General features: G+C 63.3%; 8 protein-coding genes. 1 reads left to right on the top strand and 7 read right to left on the bottom strand.

Features of this window, described 5'->3' with window-relative positions; translation table 11 throughout:
• Positions 1–247: 247 nt before the first annotated feature.
• From WCE35_RS25435 to WCE35_RS25425, 3 genes are all read right to left on the bottom strand, one after another.
• Positions 248–571 carry a Rieske (2Fe-2S) protein gene (locus WCE35_RS25435; RefSeq protein WP_424596063.1) on the bottom strand — a complete coding sequence of 108 codons (324 nt, stop codon included), beginning with the start codon at positions 569–571 and terminating at the stop codon, positions 248–250.
• Positions 572–619: 48 nt separating this feature from the next.
• Positions 620–2,713 (bottom strand): WD40 repeat domain-containing protein, encoded by a 2,094-nt coding sequence (locus WCE35_RS25430; protein ID WP_424596062.1) that lies wholly within the window; start codon positions 2,711–2,713, stop codon positions 620–622.
• Positions 2,714–3,058: 345 nt separating this feature from the next.
• Positions 3,059–3,217 carry a hypothetical protein gene (locus tag WCE35_RS25425; protein WP_424596061.1) on the bottom strand — a complete coding sequence of 53 codons (159 nt, stop codon included), beginning with the start codon at positions 3,215–3,217 and terminating at the stop codon, positions 3,059–3,061.
• A gap of 399 nt (positions 3,218–3,616) precedes the next feature.
• Between WCE35_RS25425 and WCE35_RS25420 the strand changes: the two genes are divergently transcribed.
• Positions 3,617–3,862: a hypothetical protein gene (locus tag WCE35_RS25420; protein ID WP_424596060.1), complete on the top strand. Its 246-nt coding sequence runs from the start codon at positions 3,617–3,619 to the stop codon at positions 3,860–3,862.
• 193 nt (positions 3,863–4,055) lie between these two features.
• On the opposite strand, the gene WCE35_RS25415 is transcribed toward WCE35_RS25420, so the two are convergent.
• From WCE35_RS25415 to WCE35_RS25400, 4 genes are all read right to left on the bottom strand, one after another.
• Positions 4,056–5,516, bottom strand: coding sequence for a flavin-containing monooxygenase (locus WCE35_RS25415; protein WP_424596059.1), 1,461 nt, complete (start codon positions 5,514–5,516; stop codon positions 4,056–4,058).
• Between the two features lie 141 nt (positions 5,517–5,657).
• Positions 5,658–7,088: an adenosylhomocysteinase gene (ahcY, locus tag WCE35_RS25410; protein ID WP_424596058.1), complete on the bottom strand. Its 1,431-nt coding sequence runs from the start codon at positions 7,086–7,088 to the stop codon at positions 5,658–5,660.
• A gap of 76 nt (positions 7,089–7,164) precedes the next feature.
• Positions 7,165–8,361, bottom strand: coding sequence for a methionine adenosyltransferase (gene metK / locus WCE35_RS25405; protein ID WP_424596057.1), 1,197 nt, complete (start codon positions 8,359–8,361; stop codon positions 7,165–7,167).
• Positions 8,362–8,417: 56 nt separating this feature from the next.
• Entirely contained in the window at positions 8,418–9,773 is a 1,356-nt protein-coding gene (locus WCE35_RS25400; RefSeq protein ID WP_424596056.1) for a hypothetical protein, read from the bottom strand.
• Positions 9,774–9,932: the final 159 nt, after the last annotated feature.

Raw genomic sequence — 9,932 nt, 5'->3', positions numbered from 1 at the left:
GCACGAAGCTCACCCGCGTCGCCGCCGCCACGTTCATCTGGTTCAGCACGTCGTTGGAGCCGAGCCCATAAGAATACCAGCGCAGGATCGCGCCGCTGGCGCCGTCATATTCCAGCACCTCGCGATTGCCGGCATCGGTGACGAACACGGTGATGGCGCCGTTGACGGTCTTGGTCTTGCGGCGGCCCTGCGCGTCGTAGGTGTAGCTCGCCGTGTCGCTGACGGGTGCTATCGGGCCAACACGCGCTCAGGCCTTCACCCGCCCCGCGAGATCGACGAACACCTGCCCGCCGCGCACCTCGACGTCGTAGGTCTGAATGCGCTTGTACAGGGCGTTCTGGCAACGGCCGGTCTTGATGTCGAACTCGGCGCCGTGCAGCGGGCAGACGACGGAGTTGCCGTCGATATATCCGGTCGAAAGCAACGCGAAATTATGCGGGCAGATATCGCCGGTCGCGTAAACCTTGCTGCCGATCAGAAAAAGCGCGATGCGCTTGTCGCCATGCTCGACGCCGAACGGCTCGCCCTCGGTCAGGTTCGCCAGCGGGCAAACGGCCTGCCACTCACTCATGCGATCGTCTCTTCACAATGGCCGGGAATGAAATCGAGCAGGATTTGGTCACATCCCGCGCGGCCAGGGCAGCGGTTTTGAAACCGGCAGCGGCGGGTCCGCGTTCGCGCGCTTGAGCGTGAGCCAGTCCTCCCACTCCCTGGTCTGGTACGGCCACTTCCCCATTTCGACGCACCAGAGCGGCGGCTCCGGCTTCAATGCGGCATTTTCGCGCTGTTCGCGCGTGAGGCAGCGCAGCACGGCCTGTTTGACGTGTTCGATCAGTTCATCCCGGGCCGGGAAGATGCGCCAGATGCGGGCCGTCTTGTCGATGGATGCCGTCACGATCCTGTGGCCGTCGCGACTGAACGCGGCGCTGGTCACCTGACCGCGATGCCCGTTTAGCACAATTTGCTGACGGGTTGTGACGTTCAGGATCCACGCCGACCTGTCGGTGGATGTCACCACGATCCGCTGGCCATCTGGGCTGTAGGAAGCGACATTGAGCGGGTGGTGGAAGACGAACGCGTCGATCGCCTCCTCCGTCTGGGCATCCCATATCTGCACGACCTTGTCGAAGGACGAGGTCACGATGCGCCGGCCGTCGGGGCTGAATTCGGCGCCGGTGAACCCGCTTCCCTGCCGGCTCAGCCGGCCGATTTGCTGGCCGGTCGCAGCGTCCCATATCAGCGTCATCTGGTCCGAACAGGTCGTCACAACATAACGGCCGTCCGGACTGAACGCGGCGGTGGCTTCGGACCGTCCCATGGTGCCCGCGTGTCCAGCCAGCACCAGCGTTTGCTGGCCGGTTTCGGCGTCCCAAATTCTCGCGGTCTTGTCGGAGGAGGCCGTCACGATGCGGCGTCCGTCGGGACTGAACGAGGCCTTGTTCACGTCGGCGGCGTGGCCCCGGATCTCGAGTATCTGCTGATAGGTTTCAGCGTCCCAAACCCGCGCCGTCCTGTCGTTGGAGGCGGTCACGATCCGCCGGCCGTCCGGACTGAAAGCTGCGCTGTGGACGAGATCCTGATGACCGGCCAGAACCGCGATCTTCCGCCCGGTTTGCGCATCCCAAACCTGCGCGGTCTTGTCGGCGGATGTCGTCACGACGCGCCGGCCGTCCGGGCTGAACGCCGCGCCCCAGACCGGACCGCCATGGCCTTCGAGTATCGCAAGCTGGGGATGCGGCTCGACATCCCAGATGCGCGCGGTCATGTCGGGAGAAGCGGTCACGATATGCCGGCCGTCCGGACTGAATGCGGCGCTCCACACCGCTTCCTGGTGCCCTGCGAGCAACGCAGTCTGCTGTCGCGTTTCGACGTCCCAGACACGGGCGGTTCGGTCGATCGACGCGGTGACCAGCCGGCGGCTGTCCGGACTGAAGGCAACGCGCACCACGGGGTCGTTGTGCGCCGTCAAGACCGCAATCTGCTGAAACGTCTCCGCGTCCCAGAGCCGGGCCGTGGTGTCCCAGGAGGACGTCGCGATCAGCTTCCCGTTCGGACTGAACTCGGCCGAATAGACCACGTTGTCATGTCCCGCGAGGACGGCGACCTGCTGGTAGGTTTCAGCATCCCAGATTCGCGCGGTGTTGTCCTTGCCGGAGGTCAGCAGGCGTTTGCCGTCGGGGCTGTATCTTGCGCTGTAGACTTGCGCATCGTGTCGCAAGGTGGCGATCTCCGCACCGGTATCGGTATCCCAGATCCGGGCGGTCAGGTCATCCGATGCTGTTATGACGCGGCGGCCGTCGGGACTGAATGATGCAAAGGCCACGCCTTCGGTGTGTCTGGTAATCACCGCGATCTGCCTGAATGTCCGGGTATCCCAAATCCGCGCCGTCTTGTCGCGGCCCGCGGTCACGATCCGCCGCCCGTCCGGGCTGAATACCGCGGAATAGATTGACCCGGTATGACCCGTCAGCGCGCCGATCTGCGTATGCGTCTCGGCGTCCCAGATACCCGCCGTGTTATCCCAGGACGTCGTCGCGATGCGCCGGCCATCAGGACTATACGTGGCATATACAACCCAATCCGCATGCCCGGACAAAACCGCGACTTCCTGCGAGGCCTCGATGCCCGCGGACAGCACGGTTTCCGCCCGCCAGGCGTAATGCGGCTTGAGATCGGCGAAGCCGTCTCCAACCGCTTCCAACGCAAGCAGCATTGCCGTCCCCGCATCGCCCCCGTTGAGCGCCTGTGCCGCGCTATTGGTGAGCACTTGCTGCTGAACGGCGCGGTCGAGCTGCTGTTCGGTAAATGTCGCTCGCGGAGCTGGCTGCGCCGACGCGGCCAAGTTCGTGCAAGCGAATGCGAGTATTGCCCCCAGCGGCCTGGATTTTATGCTGTTCATCACGACGGTTACGCCCCTGCTCACTCAGCCGAGACGAGAATAGCCACAAAATGGTCAATTTTCAAATTCGGCGAGGTGCTCACGGCGCCGGAAAACGCTCGCGGCAGCCCCGGGGAACGTTGACGGATTGCTGGCGAAAACCCCCTCTTTGAGCGGCGCTCAGCCTCGTGCCATGGCCTTCAGGCCCTTGAACGTCAGGCGCTTGGGGTCGGCCTTGACGCCGGCGAGATTGAGCCTGCGGATAAAGGCAGCGACCACCTCGCGGCCGCAATCGGACAACGCGACCACGGCATCGACGTCAATTCGCCGGGATTCCATCGGCTTCCCGATACAGGCAGCAGCCTCGCGGCGACCAGCGCAGGGATATCCGGCTAGTCCGGCGGCTCGACAACGTTTTTTTCGCTTCCCGATCGAGCTTTCGGCAGTTTCGGCGGTGCGTGCCATGGCCCGCCATTGCAAACTCGCCACCGGCTGTCGCCGTCGCGGCCGTGGCGGCGCCCCGCAATGAGGCGCTGCAAATCGTTCGATTTACGGTATACTGGTTGAGATGCTGCCACCCGGCGCGGTCGACCGGATTGATATGAGGTGCGTCCGGGGCTGTCGGAGCCGAAATGTGACGCATTATGCTTGAACCGTGGTTCTGTAGCTTCCGTGGTTGCAGGTGATCGGGACCGGGAGATTCCTGAACATGACTGGTTTTGAATGGGAGGAAACGCAATGAAAAAGCTTTACTCATTGGTTGTGTTCGCAGCGCTGGCGACGACTTCTGCGCAGGCGCAAGTCTCGGGCACCAAGTACTACGTCGATTGGGATGATGCGGCGAAGAAGTGCATCGTCGTGGAAAACAAGCCGACTATGGATAAAGTTGCGGGCGGCGGCCCTTACGAATCCAAAGCTCAGGCCGAGGCCGCATTCAAAACTGTCAAGGGTTGCTCGCCTGACTCAATGAAGCCATCCAAGTAAGAAAGAACCGGGACCAGCGCCAGGTCGTCGATACGCGCGTCCGATTTGGTCTCTGCCAGAGCGCTCGCCCGGCGAGGCGTCGCCGGGTTCGGCATGAGCTTGCGCCGAGCGGCCAGGCAATCGTCATCCAACACGCGCTTGTTAGGCCTCAGGCGCGCGCCATCGCCTGCAGGCCCTCGGACGCAGGAATTGGTCACGAATACTGCATCACGCCGTCATCGACCCTGCCGTAGCGCAGGGTGACGATGTCGAGCGCGTAATTCTGGTAGAGCCGCCACGGCCGCTTCGAGCCCTGCTTCGGCATTTTCGCGATCGAGCGCTGAACATAGCCGGACGTGAAATCCAGCGACGGCAGTTCCGAGATCGTGGGATCGAGATTGTGCGGCACGCATTGCCGGTAGCCGTGCCGGTCCATGTAGTTGATCAGGCGGCAGACATATTCGCAGGTCAGGTCGCATTTCAGCGTCCAGGACGCGTTGGTATAGCCGAACGCCGACGCCAGATTAGGCACGTCCGAATACATCATGCCCTTGTAGTTCAGCGTCCTCGCGAAATCGACCTTGCGGCCGTCGACGCTGATTTCGAGGCCGCCGAGCACCTGCAGGTTCAGCCCGGTGGCGGTGACGATGATGTCGGCCAAAAGTTCGCTGCCGTCCTTCAGCCGGATACCATCCTTGGTGAAGGTGTCGATCCGGTTGGTGACGACGGAAGCGCGATTTTCCTTGATCGCGCGGAACAGGTCGCCGTCCGGCACCAGGCACAGCCGCTGGTCCCACGGATTGTAGCGCGGCGTGAAATGGGTGGCGACGTCGTAGTCCGGCCCGAGCGCCATCCTGATGCCGCCGAGGATCCATTGCTTGACGCGTTCGGGCCTGCGTCTGGAGAGCTGGAAGAAATACATGCCGAGCAGCACGTTGCGCCAGCGGATCAGATGATAGGCGAGCTTGGCCGACAGCTTGCGCCGCAGCTTGTTGGCGAGCGCATCCTCCGCCGGCCGCGCCACCACATAGGTCGGCGAGCGCTGCAGCATGGTGACATGCGCTGCGGTTTTCGCCATCTCCGGCACCAGCGTCACCGCGGTGGCGCCGGAGCCGATCACGACCACGCGCTTGCCGGCGTAGTCGAGGTGCTCGGGCCATCGCTGCGGATGCACGATGGCCCCGGCGAAATCCGCGGTGCCGGCAAACTCCGGCGTATAGCCCTCTTCGTATTTGTAATAGCCGGAGCACATGAACAGGAAATCGCAGGTGAAGCGCACGAACTCGGCGGTGCCCTCGCCCGTGTTACGTTCAGCTTCCACGGTCCAACGCGCATCCGGCGATGACCACGACGCCCGCTTGACGCGATGATGGAAGCGGATCTTCTTGTCGATGCCGTTGTCGGCGGCGGTCTCGCGCACGTAATTCAGGATCCGCGGCCCGTCGGCGATCGCCTTCGGCTCGGTCCATGGCCGGAACGAATAGCCGAGCGTGAACATGTCCGAGTCGGAGCGGACGCCGGGATAGCGGAACAGGTCCCAGGTGCCGCCGATGCAATCGCGACCCTCGAGGATCGCGTAGCGTTTGCCCGGGCATTTTTCCTGCAAATGATAGCCGGCGCCGATGCCGGACAGGCCGGCGCCGACGATCAGGACGTCGAAATGCTCGGTTGACATTGCGATCTCCGCGTTCGCCGGCCCGGCAAGACAAAGACCGGCGGATCACCTGTATCGCTTGTCATACGCGGGCTTGACCCGCGTATCCATCGTCTTCGATGGATTGGCCGGATCAAGCCCGGCAATGACAGCCACTGAATCTCAATACCGGTAATGATCCGACTTGAACGGGCCTTCCGGCTTGACGCCGATATAGTCGGCCTGGTCCTTGCGCAGCTCGGTCAGCTTGACGCCGATCTTGGCGAGGTGCAGCCGCGCCACCTTCTCGTCCAGCGTCTTCGGCAGCACATAGACCTTCTTTTCGTATTTGCCGCCTTTGTTGTTGGCCCACAATTCGATCTGCGCCAGCGTCTGGTTGGTGAAGGAGGCCGACATCACGAAGGACGGATGGCCCATGGCGTTGCCGAGATTCACCAGGCGGCCTTCCGACAACAGGATGATGCGGTGCTTGTCGGGGAATTCGATCTCGTCGACCTGCGGCTTGATGTTGGTCCATTTCAGGTTGCGCAGCCCTGCGATCTGGATCTCGTTGTCGAAATGGCCGATGTTGCAGACGATGGCGCGGTCCTTCATCGCGCGCATGTGCTCGATGGTGATGATGTCCTTGTTGCCGGTGGCGGTGACGAAGATGTCGGCGCGGGGTGCGGCGTCCTCCATGGTCGTGACTTCATAGCCTTCCATCGCCGCCTGCAGCGCGCAGATCGGATCGACTTCCGACACCATGACGCGGCAGCCGGCCTGGCGCAGCGAGGCGGCCGAGCCCTTGCCGACGTCGCCGAAACCCGCGACCATCGCCACCTTGCCCGACATCATCACGTCGGTGCCGCGGCGGATGCCGTCGACCAGCGATTCGCGGCAGCCGTAGAGGTTGTCGAACTTCGATTTGGTCACGCTGTCATTGACGTTGATGGCCGGGAACAAGAGCGTGCCTTTCTTCTCCATCTCGTAGAGCCGGTGCACGCCGGTGGTGGTCTCCTCGGAAACGCCCTTGATGTTTTTGGCGATCTCGGCGAACCAGCCCTTCGGCTTCTCTTTCAGGAGCTTCTTGATCAGCGCGAAGAACACTTCCTCCTCTTCCGAGCCCGGCTGGTCGAGAAACTTGACGTCGCCCTGCTCGGCGCGCAGGCCATGATGCACCAGCATGGTGGCGTCGCCGCCGTCGTCGAGGATCATGTTGGGCGTGCCGCCGCCATGCCAGTCGAACAGTCTTGCGGTGTAGTCCCAGTATTCGGCGAGCGTTTCGCCCTTGACCGCGAACACCGGAATGCCGGCGGCGGCGATCGCGGCGGCGGCGTGATCCTGGGTCGAATAGATGTTGCAGGAGACCCAGCGGATATCGGCGCCGAGCGCCGCCAGCGTCTCGATCAGCACCGCGGTCTGGATCGTCATGTGCAGCGAGCCCGCGATGCGCGCGCCCTTCAGGGGCTGCTTCGGGCCGTATTCCTCGCGCGTCGCCATCAGGCCCGGCATCTCGGTCTCGGCCAGCGAGATTTCCTTGCGGCCGAACTCGGCGAGCGACATGTCCTTGACGATGTAATCGGTAAAGGCGGGCTTCTTGGCGACGGCGGTCATGCGGTTGATCCCTTAAAAAGCGTATTCCGAAAAGCGCTGATGCTTTCCGGAATACGCGAGACAATTACGGAGAAAGTCACACCGCGCGCTTCAGCGCCTCGGCGAGGTCGGTTTTCTCCCACGAGAACCCGCCCTGATTGTCCGGGGTGCGGCCGAAATGGCCGTAGGACGAGGTTCGCGCGTAGATCGGCTTGTTGAGATCGAGATGCTTGCGGATGCCGCGCGGCGTCAGATCCATCGCCTCGGCCACCGCGCATTCGAGCTTGTCCTCGGGCACCTTTCCGGTGTCGTGGGTATCGATATAGATCGACAGCGGCCGCGCCACGCCGATCGCGTAAGCGAGCTGCAGCGTGCAGCGATCGGCGAGGCCGGCGGCGACGATATTCTTGGCAAGATAGCGCGCGGCGTAGGCCGCCGAGCGGTCCACCTTGGTCGGGTCCTTGCCGGAGAACGCGCCGCCGCCGTGCGGGGCCGCGCCGCCATAGGTATCGACGATGATCTTGCGGCCGGTCAAACCGCAGTCGCCGTCGGGACCGCCGATGTAGAACTTTCCGGTCGGATTGATGTGCCAGACGGTCTTGCCGTTGATCCAGTCCTTCGGCAGCGCCTCGCGCACGTAGGGCTCGACCCGCTCGCGCACCTGCTCGGAGGTCATGTCCTCGACCAGATGCTGGTGCGAGACCACGATCTCGCGCACGCCGACCGGCTTGCCATGCTCATAATGCACGGTGACCTGACTCTTGGAATCCGGGCCCAGCACCTTCTCCTTGCCGCAGTGGCGGGCTTCCGAGATCAGCCGCAGGATCTTGTGGGCATAGAAGATCGGCGCCGGCATCAGATCCGCCGTTTCGTTGGTGGCGTAACCGAACATGATGCCCTGATCGCCGGCGCCTTCTTCCTTGTTGGTGCCGGGCTGCAGCGCATCGACGCCCTGCGCGATGTCGGCGGATTGCGGATGCAGCAGGATCTCGATGTCGCAGGTCTCCCAGTGAAATCCCTCCTGCTCGTAGCCGATGTCCTTGATCGCCGCGCGCACCACGCTTTCGATCTGGTCGTTGCAAACCGATTTGGGACCGCGGGTTTCGCCGGCGATCACCACCTTGTTGGTGGTGGCGAGCGTCTCGCAGGCCGCGCGGATCGCCCACGGGTCTACTCCCGCTTTCGGACCTTCGCGGAAAAACAAATCGACGATCTCGTCCGAAATACGGTCGCAGACCTTGTCCGGATGTCCTTCGGAAACCGATTCCGAGGTGAACAGATGAGATGCGCGCATCAACCAACCCCCTTTTTTCGCCGCTCCCGCGGCCTTTCCTGATGTGTCCTGGAATGTCAGTCGCGACGGCGCGAGATGACGTAGGATTCGTCGTAAAACCAAAGCCCGTTATGCTTGCGCAGAACCTCTCGCGTGGCATCGAGGGTGCGGCCGTTTTCAGTCACTTCCGTCAACCGGTCATCTTCGATCTGGGCGACATACACCGCCGCGTTCCACGCCGCAAACGCCGTCGAGGTTCCAATCGAGCCGGTGACCTCGTTGGGCAGCGCCTCCATATCATACCGGAAGATCGAGCGGTTATCGGCATAAGCATTAAAGTTGAGGTCGCGCGCCGCCGGCCCCAGCTCGTATTTCACCGCGCGCAATAGCTCATGACGGCTCACGGCGAAAGGATTTTCTCCGGGCCACACCGCCTGGATGATCTCGAGACCCGGATCCTGCCCGTGGGAGTGAATCCCGATCAAACGGCCCCCGGCCCGCAGCGCCCGCGCCAGCGGGGCGATGATGCGTTTGGCCCGGAAATTCACCGAGGATTTGGCCCGATAGGGCTGGGAAGCGATCACCATGTCGAAATTCGCCTCCGAACGGCCCGCCCGGGGGATGACCGAATCGAGCAGGAACCGGTGGTCCTCGCGGTAGAGCACCAGCGCCACCGGGCGCTCATAGATCGGCATGCCCGATCGCGGGCTGACACTGGCCCGCCAATTCTGTTCAAGAAACGGAGCCAACTCACTGATCTGGCTTTCGAATTCTCCTGAAGCGGCACCCCGCAGCGCGACCTCGTGCCAGATCATGCCGGCGGCCGCCGCGGGCGAGGCCGGCGTCAGCCAGGGCGCTTCGGCGTAATGCATGTTGGTGAGCACAAAAACCGTCGCGGGGTGCTCGAACAGCCGGTCCGGCACCTTGTCGAGGGTCAGCCGGACGTCCTCCAGGCTGAGTTCCTTGCCGGCGACATAGAAGGGCATGTGTGGAAAGCGGCTGTGCATCGACCGCATCACCCGCGCCAGCACCGTGCCGTCGCCGACACCGGCGTCGAATACCCGCAGCGCCGGCGGCCGGGGATGAATCGCCGAGAGTTCGAGCCCGACCCGTTCCGCGATCACCCGCTTCTCGCTGCAGGTGTGGACGAACAGCAGGTATTTCTGCCGGTTCTCGAAAAAGCGGAAATTGCTTCGGGGGTCGCGCTTCTCCGGCGGAACCACGAGGCCGCGCGGTGGCGGCACCCCGCCCGGCGTCGAGGTCGCGATATAGGCCTGGATGCGGTCGAGCGTATCGATGGTGATGCGCTTGCCCTCGCGTAAGCGGTGCACCAGCTTGCCGTCATTGACGGCGCGGCGGCCGAACGTCGTCTCCGCCATGTCGGAGCGGCGGCAGAATTCGGTGATGAGGGTGAGAATTTCGTCGTTTTTCATCGGGCCCGGGTTTTGGGACGGCGGTGGGCAGCGGCATAGGATGCCGGCACCCGACCGTCAACTGCCCAACCGGGAATGGACCCCTGCCCCATCGCGTCACGGCCCGTAGGGCGGGTTCCCTTTAACCCGCCATTGCACGCAAGATGGCGGGTTAAAGGG

Origin of the sequence: Bradyrhizobium sp., from assembly GCF_049691595.1 — a bacterium.
Classification (GTDB): Bacteria; Pseudomonadota; Alphaproteobacteria; order Rhizobiales; family Xanthobacteraceae; genus Bradyrhizobium.
The sequence above is the reverse complement of the archived record's forward strand: the minus strand, read 5'-3'. Positions and strand labels throughout refer to the sequence as shown.

Bases quoted from the DNA above. Each gene is read 5' to 3' on its own strand.
- WCE35_RS25435 (WP_424596063.1), bottom strand. From the start codon at position 571: ATGAGTGAGTGGCAGGCCGTTTGCCCGCTGGCGAACCTGACCGAGGGC.
- WCE35_RS25430 (WP_424596062.1), bottom strand. From the start codon at position 2,713: ATGCTGCTTGCGTTGGAAGCGGTTGGAGACGGCTTCGCCGATCTCAAG.
- WCE35_RS25425 (WP_424596061.1), bottom strand. From the start codon at position 3,217: ATGGAATCCCGGCGAATTGACGTCGATGCCGTGGTCGCGTTGTCCGAT.
- WCE35_RS25420 (WP_424596060.1), top strand. From the start codon at position 3,617: ATGAAAAAGCTTTACTCATTGGTTGTGTTCGCAGCGCTGGCGACGACT.
- WCE35_RS25415 (WP_424596059.1), bottom strand. From the start codon at position 5,516: ATGTCAACCGAGCATTTCGACGTCCTGATCGTCGGCGCCGGCCTGTCC.
- ahcY (WP_424596058.1), bottom strand. From the start codon at position 7,088: ATGACCGCCGTCGCCAAGAAGCCCGCCTTTACCGATTACATCGTCAAG.
- metK (WP_424596057.1), bottom strand. From the start codon at position 8,361: ATGCGCGCATCTCATCTGTTCACCTCGGAATCGGTTTCCGAAGGACAT.
- WCE35_RS25400 (WP_424596056.1), bottom strand. From the start codon at position 9,773: ATGAAAAACGACGAAATTCTCACCCTCATCACCGAATTCTGCCGCCGC.